Annotated in this window: 10 protein-coding genes and 3 pseudogenes; 7 read left to right on the plus strand and 6 right to left on the minus strand. The window is 67.3% G+C overall.

The features are described from left to right. Nucleotides 1-210: 210 nt before the first annotated feature. A complete protein-coding gene (locus OVA11_RS17215) occupies nt 211-2,355 on the minus strand; it encodes an alpha-glucuronidase family glycosyl hydrolase (protein WP_268068465.1) in 2,145 nt (714 codons plus the stop codon). A 343-nt stretch (nt 2,356-2,698) separates the two neighbouring features. On the opposite strand from OVA11_RS17215, the gene manD reads away from it, so the two are divergent. After that, entirely contained in the window at nt 2,699-3,910 is a 1,212-nt protein-coding gene (gene manD, locus OVA11_RS17220) for a D-mannonate dehydratase ManD (protein ID WP_268068466.1), read from the plus strand. Nucleotides 3,911-4,036: 126 nt separating this feature from the next. Beyond that, nucleotides 4,037-4,786: a FadR/GntR family transcriptional regulator gene (locus tag OVA11_RS17225; protein ID WP_268068467.1), complete on the plus strand. Its 750-nt coding sequence runs from the start codon at nt 4,037-4,039 to the stop codon at nt 4,784-4,786. Between the two features lie 28 nt (nt 4,787-4,814). Here OVA11_RS17225 and OVA11_RS19875 read toward each other — a convergent pair. Beyond that, nucleotides 4,815-4,936, minus strand: a pseudogene (locus tag OVA11_RS19875) (hypothetical protein). 14 nt (nt 4,937-4,950) lie between these two features. Here OVA11_RS19875 and OVA11_RS17230 point away from each other — a divergent pair. After that, complete coding sequence (locus OVA11_RS17230; protein WP_268068468.1) at nt 4,951-6,036, plus strand: acyltransferase family protein; 1,086 nt, start codon at nt 4,951-4,953, stop codon at nt 6,034-6,036. Between the two features lie 121 nt (nt 6,037-6,157). On the opposite strand, the gene OVA11_RS17235 is transcribed toward OVA11_RS17230, so the two are convergent. Then, nucleotides 6,158-6,859: an HAD family hydrolase gene (locus OVA11_RS17235; RefSeq protein ID WP_268068469.1), complete on the minus strand. Its 702-nt coding sequence runs from the start codon at nt 6,857-6,859 to the stop codon at nt 6,158-6,160. 114 nt (nt 6,860-6,973) lie between these two features. Here OVA11_RS17235 and OVA11_RS17240 point away from each other — a divergent pair, with 114 nt between their 5' ends. After that, on the plus strand, nt 6,974-8,467 hold the full coding sequence (locus OVA11_RS17240; protein ID WP_268068470.1) for a putative 2OG-Fe(II) oxygenase: 1,494 nt from the start codon (nt 6,974-6,976) through the stop codon (nt 8,465-8,467). A gap of 20 nt (nt 8,468-8,487) precedes the next feature. Here the strand turns inward: OVA11_RS17240 and OVA11_RS17245 are convergent. After that, a pseudogene (locus OVA11_RS17245) lies at nt 8,488-8,594 on the minus strand (hypothetical protein); the annotation flags it as partial. Between the two features lie 110 nt (nt 8,595-8,704). Next, a complete protein-coding gene (locus OVA11_RS17250; RefSeq protein WP_268068471.1) occupies nt 8,705-11,626 on the minus strand; it encodes a TonB-dependent receptor domain-containing protein in 2,922 nt (973 codons plus the stop codon). A gap of 593 nt (nt 11,627-12,219) precedes the next feature. On the opposite strand from OVA11_RS17250, the gene OVA11_RS17255 reads away from it, so the two are divergent. Both OVA11_RS17255 and OVA11_RS17260 read left to right on the plus strand, forming a co-directional pair. Then, nucleotides 12,220-12,951: a 2OG-Fe(II) oxygenase family protein gene (locus tag OVA11_RS17255; RefSeq protein WP_268068472.1), complete on the plus strand. Its 732-nt coding sequence runs from the start codon at nt 12,220-12,222 to the stop codon at nt 12,949-12,951. After that, nucleotides 12,951-13,508, plus strand: coding sequence for a hypothetical protein (locus tag OVA11_RS17260; protein WP_268068473.1), 558 nt, complete (start codon nt 12,951-12,953; stop codon nt 13,506-13,508). Before OVA11_RS17255 ends, OVA11_RS17260 begins: the two co-directional genes overlap by 1 nt. 98 nt (nt 13,509-13,606) lie before the next feature. On the opposite strand, the pseudogene OVA11_RS17265 reads toward OVA11_RS17260, so the two are convergent. Then, nucleotides 13,607-13,696 (minus strand): annotated as a pseudogene (locus OVA11_RS17265) (hypothetical protein); the annotation flags it as partial. A 350-nt stretch (nt 13,697-14,046) separates the two neighbouring features. On the opposite strand from OVA11_RS17265, the gene OVA11_RS17270 reads away from it, so the two are divergent. Continuing rightward, the gene (locus OVA11_RS17270; protein WP_268068474.1) at nt 14,047-15,678 is read left to right on the plus strand and encodes a TldD/PmbA family protein; all 1,632 of its coding nucleotides are present in this window, start codon (nt 14,047-14,049) and stop codon (nt 15,676-15,678) included. Nucleotides 15,679-15,695 lie beyond the last annotated feature (17 nt).

The raw sequence follows: 15,695 nt of genomic DNA on the forward strand, positions 1-15,695 counted from the left end.
GGCGGGTCTCGGGTTTCGTGAGTCGCAGGATCGACGCATGGCCAATGGCGATCCGCTAGCCCTCGACTGCAAAAACTCCGTGTCATCCCGGCCGAACCCCGGCGGAAGCCGGGGGTAGAGCCGGGCCCCGGGGGCGGTGCGCACCGCGCTCTTTCACCCCCTGGGTCCCGGCGCTCCGCGCTTCGCGCCACGGCCGGGATGACACGGAGATTACTTCCCGTTCCCCGGAGCCCAGGGGAACTTCAGGCTCTGATAGTACTCCAGCGACTGCTCCGGGGGCTTTTCGCCCGCCGGCAGGGGACGCTTGGCGAAGGTCTGGAACCAGGCGATAGAGGCGTCGCGCCACCACTGGGCCTCGGCCCGCTGGATCTTCAGATAGTCCGACACCTCGCGGTGGCGCCGGGCGTCGACATAGGGGGCCAGGCCCGCCCAGGTCTTTTCCATGCCGTCCACATAGGCCACGCCGCGGCCATAGTGCTTGACCAGCCCGTCCCACAGGGTGTCGCCGGACGTCAGGCGATAGTCCCAGGGGACGTGGTGGAACCACAGCAGGTCCTTCTCGTCGACGCATTTGAGGTCCGCGTAACAGGCGCCCACCGCCGGCGCGTACTGGGCCGTGGCGTTGCTGCCGGAGGGGGTGCGGTCAAAGCCGATCCCGGTCTGGCTGGCCTTGGCGTAGTAGACGCTGGTCCAGTCGGCGCGCGGGCCGCCGGCGACCCAGGGTCCCGGGCCATAGTGGTGGTCCCGGCCCATCTGGTGATGCAGGCCCAGCGGCGTCATGTAGTCCACCGCCGCCTCGCGCGAGCCCATCATCATCGACACGACCGGCGTCACCAGGCGCGGGTCGGCGCTGAAGGTCATCCTGGTCCAGTCCTGCGCGATGGCCTGCGTGCCCGCCTCTGGGTCCCAGGCCAGGCGCCCGAAGACGTACCAGTTGGCCTGGTCGAACTGCGAGCCGCTCCAGTTGCGGTCGCTGCCGATATTGGCCACGCCCGCCATGGCGGTCAGCTTGCGGCCGTCCAGCGCCCCGTCGATCACCTTGGCCACGGTCGAGCCCTTGCCACGGGCCATCGTGTCCGAGCGCAGAACCTCCTCGAACAGCGGGCCGAGGTAGACGAGGTGGGTCGAGAAGCCGAGATATTCCTTGGTGATCTGGAACTCCATGCCGAGATTGGTCTTGGGCATGGCCCCGAACAGCGGGTGGAACGGCTCGCGCGGCTGGAAGTCGATGGCGCCGTTCTTGACCTGGATGACCACATTGTCGCGGAACTGGCCGTCGAACGGCTTGAACTCGTTATAGCCCTGCTTGGCGCGGTCCTCGGGCTGCTCGTGCGAATAGACAAAGGCCCGCCAGAACACGACGCCGCCGTGCGGAGCGACCGCGTCGGCCAGCATGTTGGCCCCGTCGACATGGGTGCGGCCATAGTCCTGCGGACCCGGCTGCCCCTCGGAATTGGCCTTCACCAGAAAGCCGCCGAAGTCGGGGATGGCCTTGTAGATCTCGTCGGCCTTGGCCTTCCAGAACGCGCGCACCGCCGGGTCCAGCGGGTCGGCGGTCTTCAGGCCGCCGATCTCCATCGGCGAAGAAAAGCGCGCGGTCAGATAGACCTTGATCCCATAGGGCCGGAAGGTGTCGGCGAGCGCGGCGGCCTTGGCGATGAACGGCGCGGTCAGGCTGTCGGCCTTGGCGTTGACGTTGTTCAGGACCGTCCCGTTGATCCCGATCGAGGCGTTGGCGCGGGCGTAGTCGACCATGCGCGGGTCGACATGGCCGGGCAGCCGCCACCAGTCGAAGATCGACTGGCCAGAATAGCCGCGCTCGACATGGCGATCGAGGTTGTCCCAGTGGTTGAGCATCCGAAGCTTCACCTTGGGGACCGACGTGATGTCGAGCTTGTCGACCGACTGGCCGGTCTGGATCAGCGACAGATAGCGGAACACGCCGTAGAGCACGCCGATGTCGCGGTTGGCGGCGATGACGGTGGTGGCCTTGCCGCCGACCGTCACGGTGCGGATCAGATAGCCCTCCTCGCCCAGCGTCTGCAGCGGCAGGCCAAGGCCGGTGATCGCCGGCGTCGCGCCCGACGCGAGCAGGATCACGCCGTCGCGCGCGCCGGCCGCCGCCGAGGCGGGCTGGCCCACCAGGCCCGCCAGGCCGCGCTCCAGCTCGGCGCGGGCCACGGTCAGGGTCGGGGTTTCGGCGACGGGCGCGATCGCGGCGGCGCGGGCGGCGTAGGCGACGCGCGCGCTCTCGGCGACCGGCTTGTAGCGGAGCCACAGGTCGTAACCGTCCTCGGCGCGGGCCGCTGGGACGACGAGGAAAAGCAGGGCCGCGACGAACGTCATCAAACGCATCATGTTTCCTACCCTAATCCCGATTTCCCCGGCGAAGGCCGGGGCCCAGATCGAAAGGCTCGGACGAGCCGGATCTGGTTCCGATACGGCCTTGTGATCTGGGTCCCGGCCTTCGCCGGGAAGATCGGCCTTATTGAACTTTCCGACCCCGCACTGTCACGAAGCGCCCCCACAGAAGGTCGGGACACCGACTATTAGTGGTCAGACCACCCGGTTGACAAGCCTCATGGTACCGGTACATCGATAGCCGGGGAGGCGGTTGGGGCGCTGCGCGGCAAGGCGCGGGCTTTGGCTTTTGACCTCCGGCTCAGTCCAGCCTCTGCACAAGGTCGAAGCGTCCTCCATGCCCAAGATCATCGCCGCCAAGACCATCGTCACGTGTCCGGGGCGCAACTTCGTCACCCTGAAGATCATGACCGACGAGGGCGTCTATGGCCTGGGCGACGCTACGCTGAACGGCCGTGAACTGGCGGTCGAGGCCTATCTGACCCAGCACGTCATCCCCTGCCTGATCGGCCGCGACGCCCACCAGATCGAGGACATCTGGCAGTACCTCTATCGTGGCTGCTACTGGCGTCGGGGCCCGGTGACCATGGCCGCCATCGCCGCCGTCGACACGGCCCTGTGGGACATCAAGGGCAAGATCGCCGGCCTGCCGGTCTATCAGTTGCTGGGCGGCGCCTGCCGCTCGGGCGTCATGGTCTATGGCCACGCCAATGGCGAGACGATCGACGAGACCCTCGACAACGCCGCCGTCTATGCCGAGCAGGGCTACAAGGCCATCCGCCTGCAGACCGGCGTGCCCGGCATGAGCGGCACCTATGGCGTCTCCAAGGACAAGTTCTTCTACGAGCCCGCCGACAGCGATCTGCCCAAGGAGACGATCTGGTCGACCGAGCGCTATCTGCGCAGCACCCCCGCCCTGTTCGAGGCCGCCCGCGAGCGGCTGGGCGATGACCTGCACCTGCTGCACGACGTCCACCACCGCCTGACCCCGATCGAGGCCGCGCGTCTGGGCAAGGATCTGGAGCCCTACCGCCTGTTCTGGATGGAGGACGCCACCCCGGCCGAGAACCAGGCCAGTTTCCGCCTGATCCGCCAGCACACCACGACCCCCCTGGCCGTCGGCGAGATCTTCAACGCGATCTGGGACTGCAAGCAGCTGATCGAGGAGCAGCTGATCGACTACATCCGCGCCACGGTCGTTCACGCCGGCGGGATCACCCACCTGAAGAAGCTGGCCAGCTTCGCCGATCTGCACCATGTGCGCACCGGCTGCCACGGCGCCACCGACCTGTCGCCGGTCTGCATGGGCGCGGCCCTGCACTTTGACCTGTCGATCCCCAACTTCGGCGTCCAGGAATATATGCGCCACACGCCCGAGACCGACGCGGTGTTCCCCCACGCCTACACCTTCAAGGACGGCATGCTGCACCCCGGCGACGCTCCAGGCCTGGGCGTCGACATCGACGAGGACCTGGCGGCGAAGTACCCCTATCAGCGCGCTTATCTGCCCATCGCCCGCCGCCTCGACGGGTCGATGCACGACTGGTGAGCGTGGTCTGACCTCCGCGACAATGCGCGCGAAAAAGGAGGCTCATCGGCGCGGTTGGCCGTGATAGAGATTGGCGCTCTCCCCTGCCCTGGGGCGTGTTTCTGCGCCTGCTCAAGCCCGATCGCCATGTCTGACAACGTCAAGCTCTACCGCAAGATCGCCGACTCCGTGGCCGACGACATCGAGGCCGGGCGCTACAGGCTGGGCGACCGCCTGCCGACCGAGCGGGAACTGGCCGAGCAGTTCGGGGTGTCCCGCCCCACCCTGCGCGAGGCGATGATCGCTCTGGAGATGCTGGGCATGATCGAGGCCCGCCACGGCCTGGGCATCTATGTCACGGCGACCACGCGCCCCCTCGCGCCGTCGCCGGAGATCGACTTCGAGATCGGCGCCTTCGAACTGATCGAGGCCCGCCGCCTGTTCGAGGGCGAGGCCGCCGCCCTGGCCGCCACCTCGATCACCGACGACCAGATCGCGGCGCTGGAAGGCCTGCTGACCCGCATGCACGAGGAGGAGGAAATCCGGGGCGAGGACGCCGACCGCGAGTTCCACCTGACCATCGCCCGGGCTACCGGCAATGGCGCGATCATCGCCACGATCGAGACCCTGTGGGACTGGCGCAACCGCTCGCCGCTCGCCCGCAACATCCTTGCCCGCGCGCGCGGCATGGGCCTGGAGCCCCGCATCGCCGAGCACCGCCGCGTCGTCGACGCCCTCAAGGCCCGCGACCCCGCCGCCGCCCGCCAGGCCATGCGCGACCACCTGGAACGGGTCATCGACCACCTGCTGCACGCCACCGAAACCGAAGCCGTCCAACGCGCCCAGGAAGAAACCAACGCCCGCCGCAGCGCCCTGGCGAAGCGGGTGGCGATCTAGGGCAATCGCGCCCCCTCCGTCACGTCGCCTATCGGCGCCGCGCCACCTCCCCCGCAAGCGGGGCAGGAGGAGTGGAGCGGCTTCCTCCTCACCCGTGAAACGGGGGAGGTGGCGCGCGGCGAAAGCCGCGTGACGGAGGGGGCGTCTCATGCCACCACTCCGCCATGCCGAAGCTCCCCCCTCTCCAGCCTGATTCCGACCAGATGCTGCACCTGGACGCCCTGCGTATCGTCGGGGCGGTGATGATCGTGGTGTTCCACTTCAACCGGTTCATCAACCTGGACGGCCAATGGCAGTGGGCGGACGATACGATCAAGACGTTCAGCCTGATCGTCGACCTGTTCTTCTTCATCTCCGGCTATGTGATGGCCGCGATCTATACCGGCCGCCTGACCAGCTTCGCCGCCTATCGCGACTTCATCCAGAAGCGCGTGGCCAGGCTCGGGCCGCTGCACTGGGCCACCATGCTGGTGTTCATCGCCGTGGCCGCCGCCGGCGCGGCCGGCTGGATCCAGGACCGTGACCCGCGCCGCTATGACGTGGCCTGCATCGTGCCCAACATCGTCTTCGTCCACGCCTGGGGCGTCTGTCATTCCCAGACCTGGAACTTCGCCAGCTGGGCGATCAGCGCCGAGATGGGGATGTATCTGGCGCTGCCGCTGATCTTCCTGCTGACCGCGCGCGGGCCATGGGTGACCCTGGGCGTGGCCCTGGCCTCGATCGCCATCATGCTGCAGACGCCGCACGGCGACCGGCCCTTCCACCAGTGGACCTGGGACTATGGCGTGCTGCGGGCCGTGCCCGGCTTCCTGATCGGCATGGCTGCCTTCCAGCTGCGCGATCAGCTGGCCAGGATCCCGCGCCCGAACCTTCTGATGTGGCTGCTGCTGGGCGGCTATCTGGTTATGTCGTGGGCCGGCGTGGAGCGCACCATCCTGCTGTTCGTCGTCTACGCCGTGGGCCTCCTGGGCGTGGCCGCCGACGCCAAGGGCGCGCACGGCGGGGTCAGCCGGCGCCTGGCGCCCTGGGCGCAGCTGTCGTTCAGCCTGTACCTACTGCACCCCATCGCCCTGAAGATGGGCCTGGCCTGGGTGGGCCTGGGGATGTGGAACCTCAACGGCGACCTGATGCGCCTGTGGGTGCTGTTCTGGGTCGTGGCCCTGTTCCCGATCGCCTATCTGTCGCTGGTGTTCTTCGAGCGCCCGGCGCGGGACTGGCTGGCGAAGGTGGGGAAGAAGCAGGCGGCTTGAGCGCCCCCTCCGGCCCTCCGGGCCACCTCCCCCGCTCCGCAGGGGAGGAAGAAGCCGCCCCTTCCTGCCCCGCTTGCGGGGGCGGTGGCGCGCGGCGCAGCCGCGTGACGGAGGGGGCGCTTTAGCGCGAAATCCCCTCCACCCACGCCGGCAGCTCGCTGATGCCGCCCAGCTCGACATAGCGCGAATGCCCCACAGGCGCGTCCGCCGCCTCGTGGGACCAGACCAGGGGATACGGGATCAAGGCGCCCCAGCAGCCGGCCTCCAGGGCCGGCAGGATGTCGGACCGCATCGAGTTGCCCGCCATCACCGCCTGCTCCGCGCCCGTGCCGTAACGGTCGAACACCCGGCGGTAGGTGCTGGCGTCCTTTTCGGACACGATCTCGACGGCGACGAAATAGTCGCCCAGGCCCGACGAGGCCAGCTTCTGCTCCTGGTGCAGGAGGTCGCCCTTGGTGATCAGGATCAGGCGATAGCGGTCCGACAGCGTCGAGAGCGCGTTCTCCACGCCCGGCAGCGGCTCGATCGGCTCGGTCAGCATCTCGCGGCCGACGGCCAGGATCTCGCGGATCACGCGGGTGTCGACCGCCCCGTCGGTGACCTCCAGCGCCGTCTCGATCATCGACAGGGTGAAGCCCTTGGCCCCGTAGCCATAGACCCGCAGGTTGCGCTTCTCGACGGCCGTCAGCTGGGCCTCGATCTTCGCAGGATCGCCGTGCTCGGACAACAGCTCCAGGAAGCGGGCGTGGGACAGGCGGAACAGGCTCTCGCAGTGCCACAGGGTGTCGTCGGCGTCGACGCCGACGGTCGTGATCGTGCTCATGGCGGCAGGCATAGCAGGCGCTCAAGGGACGGTCCTCGGGGAATTTGCGCCTTGGCGGTTGTGGTCCGCCGCCGGGAGCGCCAAAGACTGGACAGGGAGCAATTGCGGCGCGCCATGACCGATCTCGTGACCAACCAGGCCTGGACGCTCATCGACAACGGGCGAGCCGCCGACGCCCTGCGCCTGACCACGGGTCCCGCCGCCCTGCCCCAGGCCGCGCCCAGCCTCCTGATGGCCCACGCCGCGGCGCTGAAGGCGATGGGCCGGACCGACGAGGCCCTGGCGTTCAACCGCCGCGCGGTGGCACGCGCGCCCGGCGACCGCTTCGCCTGGTACAATCTGGCCGCCACCCTGGGGGATCTGGCGATCGACGACGAGGCCGAGGGCGCGGCGCGCAAGACCATTGCGCTGGGCCTCGACGTCCCCGAGGTGCGGCTCGTTTTGGGCAAGGCGCTACAGGGCCTGCACCGCTATGACGAGACCGAGGCGACCTTCGCCCGCGCCCTGGCCGCCCGGCCCAACGACGCCGCCGTTCATCTCAATCTGGCCCAGCTGCGCTGGATGCGCTCGGGTCAGAGCGAGGCGGCGCTGGCCCCGCTCGACGCCGCCATCGCCCGCTATCCCGCCGACGTCACCCTGCGCACGATCCGCAGCAACGTCCTGACCTTCGCCGGCGACCATGCCGGGGCCGACACCACGCTGGAGGACGCTCTGGCCCGCGCGCCGGGCGATCTGACGGCTCGCATCGCCGCAGCGCGAGCGGCCGGCGCCGTGGGCGACCGGGCGCGGATGCTGGCCCACGCGCGCGAGGCCGTGCGCCTGGCGCCGGGCGCGCCGGAAAGCCAGACGGTCCTCTGCGAGGCCCTGTTGGCCGAGGGCCAGGCCGACGCCGCCGCGCAGGTGGCCGAGGCCCTGGTCGCCGACGCGCCTGACGATCAGTACGCGCTGGTGCTACGCAACACCGCCTGGCGGATCACCGGCGATCCCCGGGGCGATCTCTACCGCGACTACGCCGCCCTGGTGCGGACCGACACTCTGGACACGCCGGACGGTTGGGAGAGCCTCGAGGCCTTCCTCGACGCCCTGCGCGACCGGATGCTGGACCTGCACGATCTGAAGACCCACCCGCTGAACCAGTCCCTGCGGGGCGGCAGTCAGGTGCCGTCGCTGGACCGCTCGCGCGATCCGCTGGTGCAGGCCTTCTTCGCCTCGGCGCGCAAGGCCGTGGCGCGGTATGTCGAGGCGCTGGGCGCGGGCCAGGATCCGATCCGTCGGCGGCGCGCGGCCGACTTCGCCTTCGCGGGCGGCTGGTCGGTGCGGCTGCGGTCCGAGGGCTTCCACGCCGACCACGTGCATCCGCGCGGCTGGATCTCGTCGGCCTTCTATCTGGACCTGCCGGGCCGCTTCGACGACGAGACCACCCGCGCCGGCTGGCTGCGCTTTGGCCGTCCAGGCTGCCTGACGCAGCCGCCCCTCGAGGCCGAGCATTTCATCAAGCCCGAGCGTGGGATCCTGGCCCTGTTCCCCTCGTGCCTGTGGCACGGCACCCAGCCGTTCACGGACGCCGACCACCGCCTGACGATCGCCTTCGACGTCGTTCCGCGCTGAGGGCCAGGGCGCCAAGACGGTTGGAAATCCTCGTCCTTCGACAAGCTCAGGATGAGGATTTTGTGCAAGCCGAGTCAGCAGTCGTCCTCACCCTGAGCTTGTCGAAGGGCGAGGACGGCCGCCACGACACGATCAACACTCAACCCCAAACCGCCCAAAAGAAAACCCGCCTCAATCGCTTGAGGCGGGCCTTCGAAACCGGGTGTCCCCGCCGCCGAAACGGCGGGGATTGACCGATTAGTAGCGCAGGCGGGCGTTCAGGAAGAACGTCCGGCCCAGCACGTCGTACGTGGCGGGGTAACCGCTGTTCGACGGCGAGGCGTTGCCGCCGAGGATCGGATAGGCTTCCTGGGTCAGGTTACGCACGCCGCCGGTGAAGGCGAGGTTGTCGTTCACGTTCCAGTCGGCCGACAGATCCCAGTAGTTCTTCGCGCCGATACGCTCGACGGTGAACTTGCTGGCGGGGTTGTCGTCCAGCACGTCGTCCAGGTGGTTCCAAACCACGTTCACGCCGAACTGGTTGTGGGTCCAGTTCAGGGTCGAGCGCAGCTTGTGACGCGGAGTCGGGTTACCGCAACGCGTACCGAACTTATCGGCGCACTTGATCGGCGCCGAGATTTCGTCCGGCGTCGTCGTCGAGTCCCAGGTGTTGGTGTACAGCGAGCGGAACGCCAGCGAACCCCAATCCGGCAGACCCAGTTGTTCCAGGGTCGTGCGGTAGGTGACGCCGAGGTCGAAGCCCGAGGTCGTGATCGTGGCGACGTTCTGCGCGGTGAGCGAGACGTAGTCGATCGAGCCGTTCGAGAGGCGCTTGATGGCCTGGCAGTACGGCGAGTTCGGGTTGCCCTTCACGATCGGGCCGTAGCAGACGTTCATGACGTTGGCGGCGCTGCCGCCGAAGTTGGCGATGGCGTCCGTGATCTCGATGTCGAAATAGTCACCGGTGATCGAGAAGCCCGGCAGCCACGACGGGGTGTACACGAAGCCGGCCGTGAAGGTCTTGCCTTCTTCCGGACGCAGGTTCGGGTTGCCGCCCGACAGGGTCTGGGTCTGCTGGTTGGCGTTGATCTGGCCGACGACGCTGGCCGAGACGCCCGAAGCGACGCAGGCGGCGGCGATCGAGGCGGTCGGCGCACCCCGGGCCGAGCACGGGTCGGTGGCGGTCGGGAAGCCGTTGCTCTGCGGCGCGTAAAGTTCGCCGATCGACGGAGCGCGGATCGCCTTGTTGTACGACGCGCGCAGCATCAGGTCGTCGAACACCTTCCACGAACCCGCGACCTTGTAGGTCTGGGTCGCCTTGGATTGACCGGTGTAGTCCGAGGTACGGCCGGCCAGTTCCAGGTCCAGCGACTTGACCAGCGGCAGGTCCTTCAGCAGCGGGACCAGCACTTCGGCGTAACCTTCGTACACGTCGAAGCGACCGGAGACCGGCGGGCTGGCGTTGAAGCCCGTCAGGTTGCCCGTGGCCAGGTCTTGGCTGGGGTTGAAGGCGAACTCTTCAGCGCGATACTCGAAGCCGACGGCGAAGCCGATCGGGCCGGCGGGCAGCGAGAACTGGTTCTCGGTGTCACCGTTGATGCTGAAGCCACCGTACATCTGCTCGTAGTCTTGCGACGAGTTGATGCGGGTCTTGATGAAGTTGGCCGCAGCCGCCGACATCGTGCCTTGACCGAAGATGTTGACCGGGACGCAACCGCCCGACGGATCGGCGCAGCCGGTGCCGGCGGCGTTCAGCAGCAGGCCTTGCTGGATACGGACCAGGCTGGTGTCGCCCAGCAGCGTGTTGCTGCCATGGGTGTTGCCGTACTGGTAGTAGATGTCGAAGCCGCCGTTGATGGCTTCGATGTCGCCCTTCAGGCCCAGTTGCATCTGGAAGCCCGAGAAGTTGAAGGACGAAACGCGCGGACCCACGTCGCTGAGACGCTTGTTGAACACGCCCGTGACGGTGTCGAAGATGCCGTCGCCGTCGGTGTCGACGTCGGTGTAGGTGCCGGTCGCCCAGGGGCTGGAGGCCGGGATCGAGTAACTCGACGCCGAACCCAGGCTGTTCAGAGCGGTCTTGGCGGCCGTCGTCAGGAACGGGTTGTTGTCCAACGTGAAGCGGAAGATACGGCTGCCGACCGGGGTCGGGGCCAGCTGGGTGACGACCTTCGAGTTGACGAAGTTGCCCTTGGCGTAGGCGGTCAGGCCCGGCTTGATCTCGTAGGTGGCCAGCGAGGTCACCGAGAAACGCTCTTGCGGGGTCTGCAGATAGTTGACCGGCGCGAAGTTGTAGGTGTCGTTGGCCGCGTCATACAGGCGAACGTCGCCGGTCGGCAGGAAGTAGGCCGAGTTGGCGGCGTTGTTGGCGACGCCCGGCAGGGTCACGAAGCGACCGGCCACGAACGGATCGACGCGGCCCGGCTCCATCGAGCCCGAACCCGACGGGACAAAGCCGGTGCGGGCGGCGTTGTCGCCCCAGGCGCGGCTCAGCATGCCGCCGCGCTCGCCTTGGGTCAGGGCTTCGCGCTTGTTGTAGCCGAGGCTCAGGACGACGTTGCCCTTACGATCGGCGAAGTTGGCGCCCATCGTCAGGTCGGCCGAGTAGATCGGCGCTTCGCCGCCATCGGTTTCCGAATAGCCGGCCGAGAACTCGAGACCCTCGAAGTCGTTCTTCAGGATGAAGTTGACGACGCCCGAGATGGCGTCCGAACCGTAAACGGCCGAGCCGCCGCCCGACACGACGTCGATGCGCTTGATCAGCGCCGGCGGGATCAGGTTCAGGTCGACGCTGCCGGCCTGGGTGGTCGGGGTCTGGCGCTTGCCATCCACCAGCACCAGGGTGCGGTTCGAGCCGAGGCCGCGCAGGTTCACCGTGGCGGTGCCGTTGCTACCGTTGTTTACGGTCGAGGTGATGCCCGGAACCGCCTGCGGCAGGGTGTTCAGCAGGTTTTCGGTGTTCACCACGCCCGACTGCTTCAGCTCCTTGTCGCCGACTTGGGCGACCGGGCTGGCCGAGGTCAGGTCAGCGCGCGCGATGCGCGAACCGGTGACGACGATTTCTTCGACCTGGGCCGGTTCTTCAGCCTGTTGCGCCCAAGCAGCGGCGGCCGGCAGCATGACGCCGCACAGGATGGAAGAGGCCAACAGGCTCTTTCGACGGCTAACAAAACCCAACAAATTCCACCTCCAAAAACTTGACGTGGCGCCGCCTGAAACGGCGCGCACGCTCCCCCCCGGTTCTTAACGAACAGGGCATTGAGCGCAGGAAGGCTGTGTCAGGGGCATGGGTCAATCGCGCCACGCGCGGGAGACGCAAGAATTCTTCGCCAGTGTCTCAAATGCGACACATTCGCGCATTCCGGCGCCCTAATGGGATGAAAAGGCCAACAAATTTTCGGCAAGCAGCGCGGGAAAATGGCTACAGTCTTGTGACATTCGCCCGTGTTGACGAAACGTCACGCGCAAGACAGCGCAGCGCCGGGGGGCGACACACACACGCCTCGACTAGGGAAATTTCTGCCAATTCTAAAGAACCGTGAAATTTCGGCGCCGCTGGCCGTGGCGAACGAAGTTCCTTGATCGGCGGTAACGCTAACTTTCGCGTGAATACATGTTCGCAGCCCGTGTACATGTTCGCAATTCGAAGCCGCCGCCAGATCTAGGCTCGGCGACCGGAAAAAGTCGCAGGCGGTTGCGCCGCGACAAGAAGCATCGCTTCAATAGCCGCGCGGCGACATTGCGCCGCCCGCCTGTCGCGTATCCGAGCTCGAATGCCCCAGCACCCGCCCCTGAGAATCAACACAGACCTGCCGATCGAGGCCTTCGCCGAGCGGTTCGCGCGGGACGGCTATGTGCAGATTCCCGTGTTCCTGGCGCCGCAGGACGCAGAGGCCGTCGCCGCCCTGCTGGACCCGCTGACCTGGAACATCGTCGCGCCCGACGAGGCGTCCGAAACGCTGGTGATCACCCCCGAGGTCATCAAGAAGTTCGGCGAGGCCCAGGTGCGCCAGTTCCTGCAAGGCGCGCTGCGCCGGGCCGGCAAGGGCTTCTCGTTCGTCCACATGTCCTACGCGCTGCAGGACGAGTACCTGCGGGCGCCGCAGACCCCGGTCCATCGCGCGACCGAGTTCCTGGAGAGCCGCGCTTTCCTCGACTTTGGCGGTCAGGTGGTCGGTGCGCCGGACGTCACCGGCGTGCGCGTCCAGGCCTCCTACTATCGCCCCGGCGACTTTCTGACGGTGCACGACGACAGCCATCGCCAGGACCACCGCCTGGCGGCCTTCACCCTGGGCTTCACCCGGCGCTGGCGTCCCGACTGGGGCGGCCAGCTCCTGTTCCACGACGCCGACGGCAATGTGACGCGCGGACTGGCGCCGGGCTTCAACGTGCTGACCCTGTTCAAGGTGCCCGCCTCCCACTCGGTGGCCCAGGTCGCCAGCTACGCCGAAGCCAAGCGCCTGTCGCTGACCGGCTGGCTGCTGGGCGATAAGGACCCCGCCTGATGAGACCCTCCGCCATGCTCGCCCCCGCCCCTGCCCTGGCCCTCGCCCTCGCCGCCCTGGCCCTCACCGCCGGCGCCGCCCTGGCCCAGACCGCGCCCGAACCCGATGTCATCAAGGCGCTGAAGGCCTGCAGCGCGATCAAGGCCGACGGCGAGCGCCTGGCCTGTTACGACAAGGCCGCCCAGTCGGTGACCAAGGCCCAGGAGACCGGCGAGGTCATCATCATCGACAAGCAGACGGCCCGCGCCGCGCGCCGCCAGGCGTTCGGCCTGGAGCTGCCTACCCTGTCGATCCTGGATCGCGGCGCCGACAAGGCTGAGACCGAGACTCTGGAGGCCGTCGTCAAGGCCGCGCGCGCCGACGCCGAAGGCCGCTTGGTCGTCACGCTCGAAGACGGCGCGGTCTGGCGCCAGATCGACGGCGAAGTTCTGGGCAAGCCTCCCAAGGCCGGGACCACCGTCGAGATCCGCAAGGCCGCCATGGGCAGCTATCGGATGAAGGTCGGAAGCCAGCCGGCGATCCGCGTGCGCCGCAGCGAAGCCGGCCCGGCCCGCTGAACGCGCGGCTCTTTGCGGGTTCGGCGCCCGACGGGTGAGCACCCGGCGCCGTTGATTTAGTCCGTCGGGCGTCAACGACGCAGCAGACGACATCCTCACCCTTCGACAAGCTCAGGGTGAGGACGACTGTTGGCGCATGTTTGCGGGTGATCCTCATCCTGCGCTTGTCGAAGGGCGAGGATTTCCAGCCGGACTCAAGCCGAAATCTTGGCTAGAGCGTGAGGCCGAAAGTGGGAACCGGTTTCGGCTATTCTCACGCTCTAAATATTTGATCTAGAGCCTTTTTAACGCCTGAAATCGATTCCGATTTCAGGCTAAAGGCTCTACGAACCCTTTTCCTCCGGCTAAGGCAAGTTTGCAGCTGGATCGGTAGCCAATTGCTTCGCGCGTGCAAACAGAGGGCGCGGAAACATTACATCTGAGAAATATTTGACCTCAGATACCGGTCTGCGTCAGAACTTCCACCGCGTGAGATTCCGGCCGATCCGGAACAGGCGACACCGTGCCCCGGATCGGGGGCCACTGGGGAGGAGAGACCTTGGATAGACGACAGTTCCTCGCGGCCTGCGGCATCGGCGCCGGCGGCGTGCTTCTACCGGGCTTTGGCCAGGCGATCGCCGCCGAGCAGCTGGTGGAAACCATGGACGTGGCGGTCAAGAAGCGGCTCGCCGACGCGGCCCTGACCGCGGCCAAGGCCGCCGGGGCCACCTATTGCGACGTCCGCGTCGGCCGCTACCTGCGCCAGTTCATCCAGACGCGCGAAGCCAACGTCCAGGGCGTGACCAACACCGAGTCCAGCGGCGTGGGCGTACGCGTCATCGCCGGCGGGGCCTGGGGCTTCGCCGCCACCAACAACATGTCGCCGGAGTCGGTGGCGCAGACCGCCCGCCTGGCCGTCGCCATCGCCAAGGCCAACGCCAAGAGCCAGACCGCGCCCGTCCAGCTGGCCCCGACCAAGGGCGTCGGCGAGGTCAAGTGGGCCACGCCCATCCGCCGCAACGGCATGGAAGTGTCGCTGCAGGAGAAGGTCGACCTGCTGATGCGGGTCAACGGCGCGGCCCTGAAGGCCGGCGCCAACTTCGTCAATTCCAGCCTGTTCCTGATCAACGAGCAGAAGTACTTCGCCAGCAGCGACGGCTCGTTCATCGACCAGGACATCCATCGCGTCTGGGCGCCGTTCACGGTCACCGCGATCGACAAGGCCACCGGCAAGTTCCGCTCGCGCGAAGGCCTCTCGGCTCCGATGGGCATGGGCTATGAGTACCTGGACCCCAAGGCCGAGGATAAGGTCCTCTCGCCCAACGGCATCATCAGCTACAACAAGTCCTACGACATGGTCGAGGACGCCCAGGCCGCCGCCATCCAGGCGCGCGAGAAGCTGACCGCCAAGTCGGTGAAGCCGGGCCGCTACGACCTCGTCCTGGACCCCAACCACCTGGGCCTGACCATCCACGAGTCGATCGGCCACCCGCTCGAACTGGACCGTGTGCTGGGCTACGAGGCCAACTACGCCGGCACCAGCTTCGCCACGCTGGACAAGCGCGAACAGCGCTTCCAGTACGGCAACGAGATCGTCAACGTCATCGCCGACAAGGTGCAGCCGGGCAGCCTGGGCGCTGTCGGCTTTGACGACGAAGGCATCAAGACCAAGAGCTGGCCGCTGATCCAGAACGGCAAGCTGGTCGACTATCAGGCCACCCGCGATCAGGCCCACATCCTGGGCAAGACCGAGAGCGACGGCTGCTCGTACGCCGACTCCTGGTCGACCGTGCAGTTCCAGCGCATGCCCAACGTCTCGCTGGAGCCCGGCAAGAAGCCGCTCAGCCTGGCCGACATGATCGGCAACGTCGAGAACGGCATCTACATCCTGGGTCGCGGCTCGTTCTCGATCGACCAGCAGCGCTACAACGCCCAGTTCGGCGGCACGCTGTTCTACGAGATCAAGGACGGCAAGATCACCCAACCGCTGGAAGACGTCGCCTATCAGATGCGCACGCCCGAGTTCTGGAACGCCTGCTCGGCGATCTGCGACGAGCGGGACTACCGCCTGTTCGGCTCGTTCTTCGACGGCAAGGGCCAGCCCAGCCAGGTTTCGGCCGTCAGCCACGGTTCGTCGACCACCCGGTTCGACGGCATCAACGTCATCAATACCGCGCGCTCGCTCGGTTAAGCGGATCGAGGGAGACA

The organism is Caulobacter sp. SL161, assembly GCF_026672375.1.
Classification (GTDB): Bacteria; Pseudomonadota; Alphaproteobacteria; order Caulobacterales; family Caulobacteraceae; genus Caulobacter.